This window comes from Vibrio sp. PSi01, assembly GCF_054960695.1.
On sequence record NZ_JBHNYN010000006.1, the window covers coordinates 51,129 to 66,835 of the forward strand.

Here is a 15,707-nt window from a genome sequence, read left to right on the forward strand (position 1 = left end):
AAAAGGACAAGTCATGGCACTGGATAAAGTTTTCATTGAACAGCTAGAAGTAATTACAACGATCGGTGTTTACGATTGGGAACAAGAGATTAAACAAAAACTTGTACTTGATATTGAAATGGCTCATGACAACCGCCCTGCGGGAAAAAGTGACGATGTAGTCGATGCTTTGGATTATTCGACAGTGAGCACTGCGGTATTAGATCATATTGCTAATGGTCGCTTCTTATTGGTTGAACGTGTAGCAGAAGAAGTCGCTGAATTGATCATGACTCAATTCTCTGTGCCTTGGATTAAGATCCGTTTGGCTAAACCTGGCGCAGTGCCACAAGCGAAAGCTGTGGGTGTGATCATCGAACGAGGTCAGGCATGACAATAGCCTATGTTGGTGTCGGCACGAACATAGACCGCGACAAGCATGCAAGGGTGGCATGGACAGAGCTTCAATCGTTAGGGACTAACCTTAAATGCTCTAAAATCTATCACTGTGAGCCTGTGGGGTTTAAAAGCCACTCGTTTTATAACTTTGTGATAGAACTCGACACATCACTATCATTGACTGAATTTTCACAACAACTGCGTAAGATTGAGTTTAAATGGGGTCGCTCTGAAGACGCTCATAAGCTTCAAGATCGAAAGCTCGATCTTGATATTGTGCTGTTTGGAGAGGTGGTTTCTGAGAGCGATCCAGAATTACCACGCAGTGATATTTATAAATATCCTTTTGTAACACAACCACTTTATGATCTCTGTCCTGCGAGAGTCATCCCGCAAGACGGACGAACCGTCGGTGAAATATGGCAGAAGATGCAGCAACTAGACTCGCTCTCTGTCGTAGACATAAAACTATAATTTTTAAGGTAAGTAATGAGTTATTTTGAAGCGTTTATATTGGCGTTGGTACAAGGCTTTACTGAATTTCTACCTATTTCCAGTTCAGCACACTTAATCCTTCCTTCCGCGGTATTGGGTTGGGAAGATCAAGGTTTGGCTTTTGATGTTGCAGTACATGTTGGTACGTTGGCTGCAGTGGTTATTTATTTCCGCAAAGAAGTGGTCTCTTTGTTGAGTGCGTTTTTTGGCTCGGTATTTAAGGGTGATCGCAGTAAAGAAGCGAAGTTAGCGTGGATGATCATTCTCGCAACGATCCCGGCATGTATCTTTGGCTTGTTGATGAAAGACATTGTTGAGCTTTACTTGCGTAGCGCGTGGGTGATTGCAACGACGACGATCATTTTTGGCCTATTGCTATGGTGGGTGGATAAGAATTCAAGCCTACGTGATGACGAATACCAAGCGGGTTGGAAAAAGGCTTTGTTTATTGGCCTGGCTCAAGCAATGGCGATTATCCCGGGAACGTCTCGTTCTGGCGCAACCATTACTGCAGCGCTTTACCTTGGCTTTACTCGTGAAGCGGCAGCTCGATTCTCTTTCTTGATGTCTATTCCAATCATCACTTTGGCTGGTGGCTACTTGGGTCTTAAGTTGGTGACAAGCGGTGACCCAATCCATGTTGGCACTCTGCTAACGGGTGTTGCGGTGTCTTTCATCAGTGCTTACATCTGTATTCACTTCTTCTTGAAGCTTATTTCACGCATGGGTATGACACCATTTGTTATCTACCGCCTAATTCTAGGTTGTGGTCTGTTTGCTTTCTTAATGATGCAATAACAGACGCTGATAACAGTCTCGTCGTATAAAGATTGAAATAAAAAGCCCGCTGACTCGCGGGCTTTTTAATGCGTGCTTACTAATGGAGTGAAGACTAAGTATCAGTGAGCTCTGATAATGCGTTTTCAATGGCTGCAGCTCTGCGTTTCTCTTGCTCTTCTCGAATCTCTTTACCTTGAAAACCATCGGCAATAATCGATTTAACCTCGACTTGAAGCGCCGCTTGGTAAGCCACTTCAAAACGCGCTTTCTGAGGATAAGGCTGATCTTCTAATCCTTTACGACCTGCGTGATCAGCTTGGCAGCAAAGTAATATGTTATCTAGCCTATCTGGTTTACGCCAAACATCGAACTTATTGAGAATTTTGAGGAAAGTGGTTGGTTTGAGCTCACTTGCTCGATGGATATTAGAGTGTTGCTCGCATACCAGCAGTGCTAAATCTCTAAACTCATTGGGCACTCGTACTCTTTGGCAAAGCCTTTTAATGATCTTTAAACCAGTGTGACAATGCATTTTGTGGCTTGGCCATTCTTTCTCTGGTGTGACGCCTTTGCCTAAGTCGTGCACTTGAGCAGCAAAGCGCACAGGCAATGACAGGCTTAAGAGTGCTGCTTGTTGAGTAACCATCAGAGTGTGAATCCCCGTGTCGATCTCAGGGTGCCATTTTTCAGGCTGAGGTACGCCAAATAGAGCATCAATTTCAGGTAATACAACAGCCAATGCGCCACATTCTCTTAAAACGGAAAGGAACACCTCTGGATGTGATGTACTAAGAGACTTATGCCACTCTTGCCAAACTCGTTCTGCGGTGAGGTGTGCGAGTTCACCGGATTGGACGATCTTACTCATCATATCCATGGTTTCAGGTGCAACCGTGAAGTTAAGATGGTGAAGTTTTGCTGCAAAGCGAGCGACGCGCAGCACTCGTAGAGGATCCTCTATAAACGCATCAGAAACGTGTCTTAGAATTCGATCAGAGAGATCTCTCTCGCCATGGTAAGGATCGTAAAGTTGGCCCTTGTCATCTTGAGCAATAGCGTTGATCGTCAAATCTCGACGCATCAGATCTTCTTCCAAACTTACGTCTGGCGCAAAGTAACATTCGAAGCCGGTGTAACCTGAGCCAGACTTTCTTTCGGTACGAGCCAGTGCGTGCTCTTCTTTGGTTTTTGGATGTAAGAAGACAGGGAAATCCTTCCCGACAGCGGTAAAGCCAAGGCTCTCCATCTCTTGAGGAGTACTTCCGACGACCACCCAATCTTTATCATAACTTTCAATGTTGAGCAGTTGGTCGCGTACCGCACCGCCGACGAGATAGCGTTGTAGCCCATTCTCTTTTGGTAGGCTATCGAATATTTGCAACTTATCACCTCGAAATGTTTTATCACTGCTGGACTTTACTGCAAGCAATGGTACTTTCCATTAATCGTAATTATAGGGCAGCACATGTATAAGGAATATTTTGGCTTCGTTGAGATGCCATTTTCGATTGTACCAAATTCTCGCTATTTGTTTTTGAGTCAGCGTCACCAAGAGGCGATGCAGAACCTACAAGCCGGTTTAGGCGAAGGTGGGGGCTTTGCAATGCTCACCGGTGAGGTTGGTACAGGGAAAACTACGGTCGCCAAGGCAATGCTGTCCTCTCTCGATAGTCAGACTCAAGCTGGCCTTATACTTAACCCTACATTTTCCAATACTGATTTACTTGAAGCTGTCTGCGATGAGTTTGAGGTTGAGTACCCTGAACAGGCATCGTTGAAACAATTGACTCAGGCGATTCATCACTTCTTACTCGATAGCCATGCCGAAGGCATTCAAACTTTATTGGTGATCGATGAAGCCCAACATCTCGCAGCCGATGTGCTGGAGCAGTTGCGTCTTCTGACTAATTTAGAAACTGACAGTCGTAAATTATTAAAAGTTTTGTTGGTTGGTCAGCCTGAATTACAGCAACACTTACAAACCACTCAGCTACGTCAACTAGCGCAGCGTATTACGGGGCGTTATCACTTGCTGCCACTCAATATTGAGGAAACTGGCAAGTACATCGCGTTTCGTTTGGAAACGGCGGGTGGCGAGCAGATGTTGTTTTCAAATCGCTCGGTTAAGTTAATTGCCCAATATACCCATGGCATCCCAAGGTTGATTAACTTGGTGTGTGATAAAGCGCTTCAGCTCTCTTTTCATGATGGTGAACGAGCTCCTTCGAATGACACGGTTAGCCGAGCTTGCCAACAGATCATGGCCTTTCAAGCCGAGGTTTATCACGTTGAAAAACCTCGCATGGCTTATGTGGCTCCAAAGTTAATCCAATACGCAAGTGTTGCTGTGTTAAGCATTGGTTTAGCATTCGCGACCTTTAATTTCGCGCCATCGTATATCGACTCCTGGTTATCTACTGAGCCTTTAAGCGAAGCGAGCATTGAAGCCTCTCCAACCGTTCAGCGCTCTTTAGTGGTAGGCTCACCAGAATTGGTCTTGCAACCTGAATCTTCAAAATTTGCATTACCACAACACATTCAGCAGCATTTGATGCAGGGAACCAACCGTTCTCTGGCGATTAAAGATCTCTATACTTTATGGGGTTATCAGTCTTCACTACGTGATGGCTTGTGTTTAAGTGAGCCGCAAAGTGTTTTCGTATGTGAGCAACACCAGTCCAATCTAGAGTCCTTATTAGAGCTTGGTGTGCCTGTTGTCCTTGAGTTAGATATTGAGCAAGAACCTGTGTTCGCGGTACTTTATGGTGCGTCCGAAGATTCGGTGGAATTATTAGTTAATGAAAAGCTTTTGGTAATGCCTAAGCGATCTCTAGAGCAAATATGGCAAGGTGATTATGTCGCGATTTGGAAACAGCCATTAAGAGAGACGCTTAAAGAAGGTTATCAAGGTGAGGCAGTTGCACTGCTTGATCTGTTACTTTCTGAAGTTTTGGATGATGTTGTATCTGGCAGTGATATTTTCGATAGCGAATTGAAAATGAAGGTCGAAGCCTTTCAAATTTGGCAAGGGATGTCGGTAGATGGTATCGCTGGAAAACGCACGCTAGCAAGACTTCAAAGGTTAGCTCAACTCGATTCTCCTAAGCTGATGTCACTGGATGGAGGTGCAAGCTAATGTCACGCATTATGCACGAGCTTAAACAATCTGAGCTTAGAGGTTATCAAAGTCATCATGTACCGAACTCTGCAATGGCGATCAGTAAAAAGAAAGGTTCCTCGGTTGCTATGGGCTTACTCTTTATGTTGGTTCCTTCCTTGATAGTGGGTGGAACTTTAGCTTATCAATCGTATAACGACCAACAACAGTCACCATCAGCAAAGCAACCCGTTGACGTCGTGCAACTAGAACAGGCACCTCAACCAGACGTTGAAGTTGAAATAGCTGAGGCTGGTACGCAAAGTGTGGATACTGCGTCAGAAGGAGTTAAAAACAAAGCGTTGTTTGCTGTTCGTGCTGCTCCGGTAAGTCAGACATTAGCAGCACTGCCACGCCAAGCGGTTTATGCACAGATTGACTCAGATAGCGGCAATCGTGCTGGTGGCTCAAACGTGAGTGCGGCAAACGCAGACAACCATACACAAGCGACAGCCAGCTCTGATTCATCAACGGTGCAATCATCAGCTCAACCTACAGCGAGCGATGAGAGCCGTGATTTGCAATCGGACAGTGATTTACTGCAAGGGCTAGACTTCAGTGAACTGCCTCCTGATCTGGCGTTGAAGCTTGAATCGATTATGGGAGAGCAGCAAGACGCGCCCGAACCAATGGATTCAAGACCAGCAACACAAACGGAATCTCAGACAATAGAACTCGAGTCTCATAGCAATAGCTTATCTGGAGTGTTACCCAAGTTAGATCTACAAACTCACATGTACTCAAGCAGTGAAACGAAGCGTTGGGTCAAAGTGAATGGCCAAGAAGTGGCGCAAGGAGACTGGATAGGACAGGACATTCAGTTGCTTGAGATTAAACCTCAATCGATAGTGATTGAATTCAATCAGCAGAAGATAGAAATTCCCGCGCTGTATGAATGGAAAGGCTAGCGAGTTCTAAAAGCATCTAGATAAAAGGCAAATAAAAAGGAGCACCTTGGTGCTCCTTTTTGATATTCGATACTGAATTTACTTTGATTCACGTACAACACGAGAAATCGACAAACGAATCGCTTACGCCCAGCCGTTTGGTGACTTTCTACGACGAGGCATAATGTGTGGTAGGACAAGGCCCAGAAGTAGACCAATACCAGCAACACCACCACCGTACATGAAGTACTTCAATAGTAGATCATCTTTTTGAGTGTCTAGTTTAGCGCGTAGTTCACGGTTCTCTGTTTGAGAGCTCGTTAGCTGTTGGCTAATTTCACTGTAGTTCTGTTCTAGTTCAGCAATCTGCTTGTTACGAGACTCTAGAGAGCTCGCTAGGCCTGCTTTTTCGCTGTCAGCACTCTGACGAGCATTCGCTAGCTTGCCTTTTACTTCAGCGAGTTCTTTTTCTAGCTTAGGCATGCGCAGTGCCATGCTTTCTTGTGTGCTTACAAACTTACTTTCAACCCAACCTTTACGGCCACGGCTGTCTTGAACCTGGGTGTAACCCGTGCTCTTGTTCGTTTGTAAGTAGGTAATCTTCTCACCAGCGTCAACACTACCGATGATACGGAACGTATTGTTTGGGCCAGAATGCATATAAGTAAATAGTTTGTCAGCAATATAACGGTCTTGTGCAAAGGCAGCTGGAGCCGCAAGCATTGCGAACAAAACTAAGCTAATCAGTTTTTTCACAGTAAATCCCTTAACGATTCAAATTGGGTAGGCGTATGAGTCAGCCTCAATCCACAAATAATATTTAGTTTCTTTATGCGGTGCAACAAAGAAGGGAGGCAAAGCCTCCCTTTCTGTGCGTTTGAGTCAATAATGACATTGCATTTACATATCGTTACTGAAGCTCACAGTATTCTGACGCTAGTATTCACTAACGAAATCGCTATTACACGCTAAACACAGCCTGAATTGCGTAGAAGAATACAACAGCAAGCAGAGCACCTGCTGGTAGCGTTACAATCCAAGATGCAACGATGTTACGTACAACACCTAAATTCAGCGCCGCGATACCACGAGCAAAACCTACACCCAGAACCGCACCAACTAATGTTTGTGTGGTTGAGATTGGAAGACCAGTACCAGAAGCCAATACAACTGTACATGCTGTCGCTAGTTGAGCTGCAAAGCCACGGCTAGGTGTTAGTTCTGTAATACCAGTACCTACGGTTGCCATTACTTTATGGCCCATGGTCGCAAGACCAACAACGATACCAATACCACCTAGAGGAAGAATCCACCATGCGATGGTGCTCTTACCTGAGATTTCACCCATGTGCTCAACCGTTGAAACAACCGCTGATAGTGGGCCAATCGCGTTTGCTACATCGTTTGAACCGTGTGCAAATGCCATCGCACAAGCTGTGATAACCATTAGTACGCTGAAGATGCCTTCTACGCCAGTAAAGCCATGGTCTTCTTCGCGGTTAGCAAATTTCTTCTGAATGTATAGGTAGCCGCCGACCATGATCAGGCCAGATACGCCAGCAGACCACATCCACGCTTCAGAGTTGCTTAGGTGAAGACCTACGTGCTTAAGACCTTTCTTGATCGTTACAAGTGCAATGACCATTGTGGTAATGAACATGTATACAGGTACAAAACGTTTCGCATTGAATAGCGGGTTTTCTGTATCGAATATCAGTCGTTGAGCACTGACAAAAATGAGATAGGCGAAAATACCGGAAATCAACGGTGTGACAATCCAACTACCAACAATACCTTGAACACTGTTCCAGTCTACTGCTTCTGTACCTACAGACACACACGCAAAACCGATGATTGCACCGATGATTGAGTGAGTTGTTGATACTGGCCAGCCCATGTATGACGCTAGAAGTAGCCATGTACCAGCAGCAAGTAGTGCAGACATCATGCCGTAAACAAGTACGTCAGGTTGCTCTGCGAAAAGAGATGTTTCGATAACACCTTTACGGATTGTGTCAGTTACTTCGCCGCCCGCAAGGTAAGCACCTGCGAATTCAAAGATCATTGCGATAATGATCGCTTGTTTTACGGTTAGAGCTTTAGAGCCTACTGAGGTGCCCATTGCGTTCGCAACGTCATTTGCACCAATACCAATAGCCATCAAGAAACCGAAAGCTGCTGCAACAATAATCAGGACAGTGCCGTAGTTAGCAAGGATATCCATCGTAATACCTAGTTGTTTGATAACAAGCGGAACAAATTTAGACGCAAAAAACCGCTCAGCGAGAGAAATACTCAGCGCATAAGTGGTTTGTTCAAAAAATGCTCTTCGTTATATGGTTAACGTATGATTTAAGATCGAGAAAGCATTACTTCAAGACGAGCGCCTACACGCTGTGCTTGATCTGCAATACCACCGACCCATTCAAGAATCTTGTATAAGAACATGATATCAACTGGATTCAGATCGCCTTCAATCGCCATTAGTTGTTGGCGTAGTTCGATCTGCATCGCATCCGTGTCATCTTCAATTACATCTAATTGATGAATCATTTCAGCAACGAGAGTTACTTCACGGCCTTTAAAGCCAGTCTCAAGTAATTCGTCTAATTCATTGATTACGTTTTGTGCTTGGTTCGCTGCATCTAAACAACGTTTAACGTAAGCGATGAAGTTTTCTTGCATAGGAGCAGGAATGACAAGTTGTCGACCATATACACGGCCAGCAATGTCTTTCGCTAGGTTTGCGAGTTTGTCTTGTTGCGTTAATAGCTCCAACATGTCGGTGCGATCAACTGGCATAAACAAACCACGAGGAAGTTTAAGGCGAATTTCACGTTTTAGTACGTCAGCTTCTTTCTCAAGGTGAGAAATTTGAGCTCGAATTTCTGATGCTTTTTCCCAGTCACCTTTTGAAGAAACTTCAAAGAAATTAACCAGGTGAGAACAACATTCGTTCACGCATACTACGTGACGCTGCAAAGGTTTAATTGGGGACTTTGCAAATAACCCCATAATTGTATTTACTGGCATGGTCATCCAACCTAATAAATAATAACCTTAAAACAACATACACCATATTCATGGTGAAATGTTAAGCGATGGCTACAAAGTCGCGCATGTTAACCTAATCAATGTCTCATTAAAACTGTTTTAGATCATCATAAGGGCGATATTTCTGACTTGCTGACTTTTGAAATTGGCAATATCCTGTCCCTATCTTCACAGAAAGGTATAACTATGGAAACCGAGATAGAACTGAAGTTTTTTGTTTCGCCTGATTTTTCAGAGACTTTACGCAATAAAATTGCTGAAACTAAAGTACTTCAGCACAGTTGTCGAGAGCTAGGTAACATCTACTTTGACACCCCTGACAACTGGCTACGTAAGCACGATACAGGCTTGCGCATTCGACGCTTTGATGACGTATTTGTACAAACCGTAAAGACCGCTGGTCGTGTGGTCGCTGGCCTGCACCAAAGGCCTGAATACAATGCTGAGCATGACAGCAACGAACCCAAGTTATCTTTACATCCAGAAGACATTTGGCCTGAGGGTAAAGATATTGAAACGTTGCAAGCTGAGCTGACGCCTCTATTTTCTACTAACTTCACGCGCGAGCAGTGGTTGATTGGTATGCCTGATGGTAGCCAAGTCGAGGTTGCGTTTGACCAAGGCTTTGTTGAATCCGGTGAGCTGCAAGAACCCATTTGTGAAGTTGAGTTAGAACTTAAATCTGGTCAAACGGATGCGCTGTTTACACTTTCTCGTCAATTTTGCGAGCAAGGAGGCATGCGCCTGGGTAACCTTAGCAAAGCGGCTAAGGGTTATCGTCTTGCCCAAGGTTATCAAGGGGATGAAGTCACTCCTTTGACCTTAGTTGATACTAGCAAAAGTGATACTGTTGAATCGTGTTTCATTCAATCTTTAGAGCACGCTCTCGCTCATTGGCATTATCACGAACAGATTTTCACGGAACGCCAATCGATTGAAGCGTTACATGAGATCAGTCATTCGCTGAGTTTCATTCGTCAAACTTTCACCATTTATGGCGGTATCGTGCCACGCCGTGCGAGTGCTATTCTGCGTCAAGAGTTGAAGTGGCTTGAGCAAGAACTCGATTGGCTTAAGAGCTATGACCATTTCGAGGATTTACTTGAAGACAAAGGCCATGTGCTGCGCAAATTGGACGCACGTAAATTCTTGGTAGCTGAGCTTAAAGAAATGCAAGATCAGCTTCCTGATCGTGAAGACTTACTCACTTTGCTAAGTTCGGCACGTTACACTGGTTTATTATTGGATTTGAGCCGCTGGATCTTGTCTCGTGGCTGGCAGCCGTTTCTTGATGATAAAGCGCGTGAACAAATGGAACGTGGTATTGAATGGTTTTCAGTGCAGCAACTCGATCGAACATGGGCAGAGTTGATGGAAGCCTTCCCACCAGAACGTGTCATGACCAGCCAAGCGTATATTGATCAGCAATACCGTTTGATGCGAAACCTATATTCTGGCGTTGGTTTCGCGAGTTTGTATGATGACGCTGAACGAAACAGCTTCCGCTTGCCATGGGCCGATATGGTTCAAGGCATTGATGACTTGCTAGCACTTAAAACATTAGAGCCTTTGACTGAGAAGCTGGAAGGCGACGAGAAGGTTCAGCTAGAGCGTTGGTTGGCTCGCCAAGAAGTGTCTATTCTGCATGCGATGGAGCAGACGCGCCAAATCAGTGTTGAGGTTGAGCCGTACTGGCAAGACTAAACCCAATACCGGTATCAATATTAATATGAATTTGAAAATAGGGCCTCGGCCCTATTTTTTTGTTTGTTGCTCGAGCTTTTCTAGTCGCTCTAGTATTTTTTGTTGTTGCTCTATTATCTTTTCAAGGTGCTTCTCTTTGTTTTCTGCTCGTTTATTTTCATGGTGAGTTGGAGAGGTGATCAAAGAAGTAATCAAGCCTGAAATCATACCGAACACACCCACACCACAGATTATCACCAGAGAGGCAACTAATTTGCCTGAGCTCGTCACAGGATAATGGTCACCGTATCCTACAGTACTGATGGTAACAAAAGCCCACCATAAAGCATCTTGGCCAGTGGTAATGTTGGCATTGGGATCTTTGTGCTCCAAGAGCAGGATAGTGCCTGCACCTATGGTCAATAAAATAACCAGCAGTAGAATGATTGAGGCGAGCGTGGTCTCTCTTCGATTACGAAAGAGCTCTCTGAAAACCCGTTTACCTGACCGCAAAACGAGAATGACACGCAGGATTTGAAAAATGCGAGCGAAACGAAGAGGTTCGATCATTGGGAGACTTGCTAAGAAATCGATCCAGTGTACTTTTAGATATTCTTTCTTGTTTTGTGATCTGAATAGATCAATTGTGAGCTGAAAAAGAAAAACACTACAGATTACAAAATCGAGGCCGATAAGGACTTGTTTTGATTCTTTATCAATCGGTGCAAACAATAAGCCTGAGATCACAAATAACGCTAAGAAAGAGAGAATCAGTGATAATAAGCTCATCGGCTTGGTTGCGTCTTTGGTACTATTCAACATTCATACGAGGCTCAAAATAAATCGCGACTTTGACTGACATAGCCACCTCGCGGATATAGAAGCCATCAATATATAAGAATTAATGGAGAACTGACAATGACTAAACTGTCATTCAAGCCGTGGGAAAGGGTAATCTCTGACGTTCGTCTCGTTCCGAAAATGGTCATGCTGATGATATTCAGCACTATTTTGATCATTTCAAAACAGCTATGGGACGCAAGTACGTTTTATGATTCATTGCTTGCAGTAACGAACAATGCGCAGGTTGCTCAGCAGCACTATGAGACTTATCTAGTTCAAGTCGCATGGCAAACCGCTTTAATGATCGTCGTGTTTGTGGTTCTCTTATTAGCTGCCGCTCGCGTGATGTTGCGTCAAACCCAGTACCTAAACGATGCTATTAAAACCATGGCCGATAAGAACTTATCAGTACCGATTGAAATGGACTGTAAAGATGAATACGGTGATGTGGCACGCGAGCTTGAAAAAACTCGTGTTCAATTGAATGACATGATTAAAACTCAAGTGGCATCTTCAGACGAGCTATTCGCTTTGACCGAAGTGATGACCATAAGCATGTCTGAAACCAAAGATTCTGCTCAAGAAGAGTTCAACGAAATCGACCAGCTAGCAACTGCAATGAGTGAGATGACATCTACCGTGCAAACCGTAGCCGAGCATGCACAAAGTGCTTCTTCATTGACTGAGCAGGCTTCAGGCCAAGCTCTGACTGGTCAAAAGTTCGTTCAAGGTTCTGTTTCCAAGATGAGTGAGTTGTCTTCAGATATCGCAGCCTCTGCTGCTGCGGTAAACCAAGTTGAAGAGCGCGTTGACTCAATTGGTAGCGTTGTGGGCACTATCCAAGGCATTTCAGAGCAAACTAACCTACTGGCACTGAACGCAGCGATAGAAGCAGCGCGTGCGGGTGAAGCTGGACGCGGTTTTGCGGTTGTTGCCGATGAGGTTCGTAACCTTGCGCAGCGTACTCAACAAGCAACAGTAGAAATCCAAGACATGATCAGTCACCTACAAAGCAGCGCTAACTCTGCGGTAGAACTGATGGAAAAAAGCGTGGTGGAAGCGGCTGAAGGTGTTGAACTTGTTACTAATGCTGGGTCTGAACTCGATGGTATCGTGAGCCAAGTAAATCAGATTAATGATATGAACTTCCAAATTGCAACGGCTGCGGGGCAGCAGAGCAGCGTAGCGGAAGAGATGAGTGTCAACCTCACCAATGTTCGTGAGTTGGTTGAAGCATCTGTAGTTGTCGTTGGTGAGCTTCTTGAAACATCTCAGATCATGGAAACCAACGCGCAAGAACTGGACGGTAAGATTAAGCAGTTTAAGGTGTAAATTTTAGGTTCTAGCCTTTGTTCTCAGGGGATATCCCTAGAGGTTTATTACGATAGACGAAGGCACTACTCGATAAGTTAACTGATAAAACGCCCACATTGCTAATGTGGGCGTTTTTTATTGGCGTAACTTTGGTATAACTTACTTTTGTTTTTCTAAACAGTCATTGAAACTCGTCTACTAGAACTCTTTATTAAAAACAAAACTGATTTTTCGGCTCGCAGCTAACACAAGGAAGAAACATGCCATTGCCTTCTCAACTCGTCACTCATTCCCAGTCTGCTTTTGAGCAATTGTTAGAGCACCAAAGTCAAGCTATTAGTACTTGGCCCGAGCCACTTATTGACGATCTTAAGCGTGTATTGGGCTTGAGTTGTTTTGTGGGTGATTGCTTACAACGAGACACGATACTATCCAGTACTTTACCTGATATGTTGGCATGCGAAGATCGTGCTGAAGGGTATCGTGAGCGATTGGCCGAGTTGCTTTCTGGTTGCACGGATGAAATGAGTGGCCAACGTGTGTTACGCCAATTCCGTAATCGAGAAATGACCTACATTGCGTGGCGCGATTTTATGGGGGCGTGGGAGCTAGAGCAGAGTCTAAACCATCTATCGATGTTGGCTGAGGCGATGATCTTCGAAACCTACCAATGGCAGTACGATATTTGTTGTAAAGAGTGGGGTACACCTTGCAATGAGCAAGGTGAAGCGCAGCCAATGTTGATCATTGGCATGGGCAAGCTCGGTGGTGGTGAGCTTAACTTCTCTTCTGATATCGATCTGATTTTTACCTACCCTGAGAATGGCGAAACCCAAGGAGCAAGACGCAGCATTGCCAACGCGCAATTTTTCACGCGTTTAGGGCAACGTATTATCAAAGCGTTGGATCAACAAACCTTTGATGGATTCTGTTACCGAGTCGACATGCGCCTTCGCCCGTTTGGTGAGAGTGGCCCATTGGTCATGAGTTACGCGGCTTTGGAAGATTACTACCAAGAACAAGGTCGTGATTGGGAACGCTACGCGATGGTGAAAGCACGGGTGATGGGCAGCGAAATGTACCCTGAATACCAAGAGCTTCGCCAAATGTTGCGTCCATTTGTGTTCCGTCGTTATATCGATTTCAGTGCGATTCAATCTCTGCGCCGTATGAAATCAATGATCAGCAGCGAAGTACGCCGCCGTGGCCTTTCAAACAATATCAAGCTTGGTTCTGGTGGTATTCGCGAAGTTGAGTTTATAGCCCAAGTCTTCCAATTGATTCGTGGTGGACGCGAACCAAGCCTTCGTGGCCGAGGATTATTAGAAACCTTGAGTGCGATTGAGTCACTTAACCTTCTGGAAGCTCAAGAAGTGGGACATTTACGTGAAGCTTACCTGTTTTTACGCCGCCTAGAAAACCTATTACAAGCGATGGCCGATAAGCAAACTCAAACCCTACCCGATGGTGAATTCGAACAGTTACAGCTAGCCGTCGCCATGCAGTTTTCCGATTGGGATGGTTTGATTGATGCGGCCCGTGCTCATATGGCAAATGTACATACGGTATTTGAAGACTTGATTGGGGTCGATGAAGAAGATGCGAACCCAATCGCGAGCCACTTTAGCGAGTTGTGGGATATGGCCCATAAACCCGATGTAATTGAGCACGTGTTGGAACACGATATTGCGGTCGCGAGCCCGCCTGATGCGGCGAAAACGATCATTCAGTTTAAAGCCGATTTGGCTAAAAAGACCCTTGGCCCTCGTGGGCGGGAAGTCCTGAATCGTCTAATGCCTAAAGTATTTCAAGCTTTATATACGAATAAAGACGCCGAGTTTGGTTTGTCGCGAGTACTACATTTACTGCAAAAGATAGTGACGCGTACCACTTACCTTGAGCTATTGGATGAACACCCAGCAGCGCTGACTCAGTTAGTTCGCTTATGTACAGCAAGCCCGATGATCTCGGAACAACTGGGTCGCTATCCTATTCTGCTGGATGAACTTATCGATCCTCAGCAACTTTATAACCCTGTGCCATTGGAATCTTACAAGACGGAGCTGCGTGATTACCTTGCTCGTATCCCAGAAGATGATATGGAGCAGCAGATGGAAGGTCTGCGTCAGTTTAAGCAGACTTGCATTCTCCGTATCGCAGCGGCTGATATTGCAGGTGTGCTTCCGGTGATGAAGGTCAGTGATCACCTGACGTATTTGGCTGAAGCGATAGTAGAAGCTGGTGTTAACCAAGCTTGGTTGCAGGTCTCGGCTAAGTTTGGCGAACCTACCCATGTCAAAGATCGCGAAGGGCGTGGTTTTGCGGTGGTTGGTTATGGAAAAGTTGGTGGTTGGGAGCTTGGATACAACTCCGACCTCGATATTGTGTTCATACACGATTGCCCGGTACACATCTATACTGATGGCAAAAAAGAGATAGATGGACGCCAGTTTTACCTAAGGTTGGCGCAGCGAATTATTCATATTTTCTCGACCAGAACGGCTTCTGGAATTTTATACGAGGTCGATACTCGCCTACGACCTTCAGGTGTCTCTGGCTTGCTTGTGAGCCCTACAGATGCTTTTGATGAGTATCAGCACAATGACGCGTGGACATGGGAGCACCAAGCGCTCACTCGTGCTCGTATGATTTACGGTGATGACTTATTGGCATCTGCGTTTAACAAAACTCGGCATGAGGTTTTGTGCTTGCCACGAGATGAGGCAACACTCAAAAAGTCAGTTGTCGATATGCGTGAAAAAATGCGTGGTCATTTAGGTGGCAAAAAAGTCGACCGGTTCATGCTGAAACAAGATGCTGGTGGTATCACTGATATTGAGTTTTTGGCGCAATATTTAGTACTTAGATACAGCAACGAGAAACCTAAGCTTACTCGTTGGTGTGACAATGTGAGAATCTTTGAAAGCTTGTTGTCGCAAGGAATAATGGACGAGCAACAAGGTATGGCATTGACCAATGCGTACACCACATTAAGGGATGAAATCCACCACCGTAATCTACTTAACCTTGATGCGGATGTGGCGATCGATAAGTTTGAAATGGAAAGAGAGCATGTCGTGCAAGCATGGAAGCAGTGGATGGAAGCGTAACCCAGC

The 15,707-nt window shown here is 45.0% G+C and carries 13 protein-coding genes; 8 read left to right on the forward strand and 5 right to left on the reverse strand.

Annotated elements, in window-relative coordinates:
* The first annotated feature begins 13 nt into the window (after window positions 1–13).
* Genes folB through ACFI6G_RS11115 form a run of 3 tightly spaced genes read left to right on the forward strand, consistent with a single transcriptional unit; the run spans window position 14 to window position 1,671 of the window.
* Window positions 14–373 (forward strand): dihydroneopterin aldolase, encoded by a 360-nt coding sequence (gene folB / locus ACFI6G_RS11105; protein WP_004735969.1) that lies wholly within the window; start codon window positions 14–16, stop codon window positions 371–373.
* The gene (folK, locus tag ACFI6G_RS11110; protein WP_010434622.1) at window positions 370–852 is read left to right on the forward strand and encodes a 2-amino-4-hydroxy-6-hydroxymethyldihydropteridine diphosphokinase; all 483 of its coding nucleotides are present in this window, start codon (window positions 370–372) and stop codon (window positions 850–852) included. The genes folB and folK overlap by 4 nt, the downstream gene beginning before the upstream one ends.
* 15 nt (window positions 853–867) lie before the next feature.
* Window positions 868–1,671 carry an undecaprenyl-diphosphate phosphatase gene (locus ACFI6G_RS11115; protein WP_010434624.1) on the forward strand — a complete coding sequence of 268 codons (804 nt, stop codon included), beginning with the start codon at window positions 868–870 and terminating at the stop codon, window positions 1,669–1,671.
* A 94-nt stretch (window positions 1,672–1,765) separates the two neighbouring features.
* Here ACFI6G_RS11115 and ACFI6G_RS11120 read toward each other — a convergent pair whose 3' ends face one another.
* Window positions 1,766–3,082: a multifunctional CCA addition/repair protein gene (locus tag ACFI6G_RS11120; RefSeq protein ID WP_065100586.1), complete on the reverse strand. Its 1,317-nt coding sequence runs from the start codon at window positions 3,080–3,082 to the stop codon at window positions 1,766–1,768.
* A 36-nt stretch (window positions 3,083–3,118) separates the two neighbouring features.
* Between ACFI6G_RS11120 and ACFI6G_RS11125 the strand changes: the two genes are divergently transcribed.
* Window positions 3,119–4,789, forward strand: coding sequence for an ExeA family protein (locus ACFI6G_RS11125; RefSeq protein WP_186706792.1), 1,671 nt, complete (start codon window positions 3,119–3,121; stop codon window positions 4,787–4,789).
* Entirely contained in the window at window positions 4,789–5,718 is a 930-nt protein-coding gene (locus ACFI6G_RS11130; protein WP_010434633.1) for a general secretion pathway protein GspB, read from the forward strand. The genes ACFI6G_RS11125 and ACFI6G_RS11130 overlap by 1 nt, the downstream gene beginning before the upstream one ends.
* A 123-nt stretch (window positions 5,719–5,841) precedes the next feature.
* Here the strand turns inward: ACFI6G_RS11130 and ACFI6G_RS11135 are convergent, their stop codons facing one another.
* The 3 genes from ACFI6G_RS11135 to ACFI6G_RS11145 form a co-directional block, all read right to left on the reverse strand.
* The gene (locus ACFI6G_RS11135; RefSeq protein ID WP_010434638.1) at window positions 5,842–6,453 is read right to left on the reverse strand and encodes a TIGR04211 family SH3 domain-containing protein; all 612 of its coding nucleotides are present in this window, start codon (window positions 6,451–6,453) and stop codon (window positions 5,842–5,844) included.
* Window positions 6,454–6,658: 205 nt separating this feature from the next.
* Window positions 6,659–7,921 (reverse strand): inorganic phosphate transporter, encoded by a 1,263-nt coding sequence (locus ACFI6G_RS11140; protein WP_010434641.1) that lies wholly within the window; start codon window positions 7,919–7,921, stop codon window positions 6,659–6,661.
* A gap of 128 nt (window positions 7,922–8,049) precedes the next feature.
* On the reverse strand, window positions 8,050–8,730 hold the full coding sequence (locus ACFI6G_RS11145; protein ID WP_010434644.1) for a TIGR00153 family protein: 681 nt from the start codon (window positions 8,728–8,730) through the stop codon (window positions 8,050–8,052).
* Window positions 8,731–8,937: 207 nt separating this feature from the next.
* Here ACFI6G_RS11145 and ACFI6G_RS11150 point away from each other — a divergent pair, with 207 nt between their 5' ends.
* Window positions 8,938–10,455 (forward strand): CYTH and CHAD domain-containing protein, encoded by a 1,518-nt coding sequence (locus ACFI6G_RS11150; RefSeq protein WP_010434654.1) that lies wholly within the window; start codon window positions 8,938–8,940, stop codon window positions 10,453–10,455.
* A 51-nt stretch (window positions 10,456–10,506) separates the two neighbouring features.
* Here the strand turns inward: ACFI6G_RS11150 and ACFI6G_RS11155 are convergent, their stop codons facing one another.
* Window positions 10,507–11,256, reverse strand: coding sequence for a potassium channel family protein (locus ACFI6G_RS11155; RefSeq protein ID WP_010434656.1), 750 nt, complete (start codon window positions 11,254–11,256; stop codon window positions 10,507–10,509).
* A 96-nt stretch (window positions 11,257–11,352) separates the two neighbouring features.
* Here ACFI6G_RS11155 and ACFI6G_RS11160 point away from each other — a divergent pair, with 96 nt between their 5' ends.
* Both ACFI6G_RS11160 and glnE read left to right on the forward strand, forming a co-directional pair.
* Window positions 11,353–12,609 carry a methyl-accepting chemotaxis protein gene (locus ACFI6G_RS11160; RefSeq protein ID WP_010434658.1) on the forward strand — a complete coding sequence of 419 codons (1,257 nt, stop codon included), beginning with the start codon at window positions 11,353–11,355 and terminating at the stop codon, window positions 12,607–12,609.
* Between the two features lie 242 nt (window positions 12,610–12,851).
* Window positions 12,852–15,701, forward strand: coding sequence for a bifunctional [glutamate--ammonia ligase]-adenylyl-L-tyrosine phosphorylase/[glutamate--ammonia-ligase] adenylyltransferase (glnE, locus tag ACFI6G_RS11165; RefSeq protein WP_102336816.1), 2,850 nt, complete (start codon window positions 12,852–12,854; stop codon window positions 15,699–15,701).
* Window positions 15,702–15,707 lie beyond the last annotated feature (6 nt).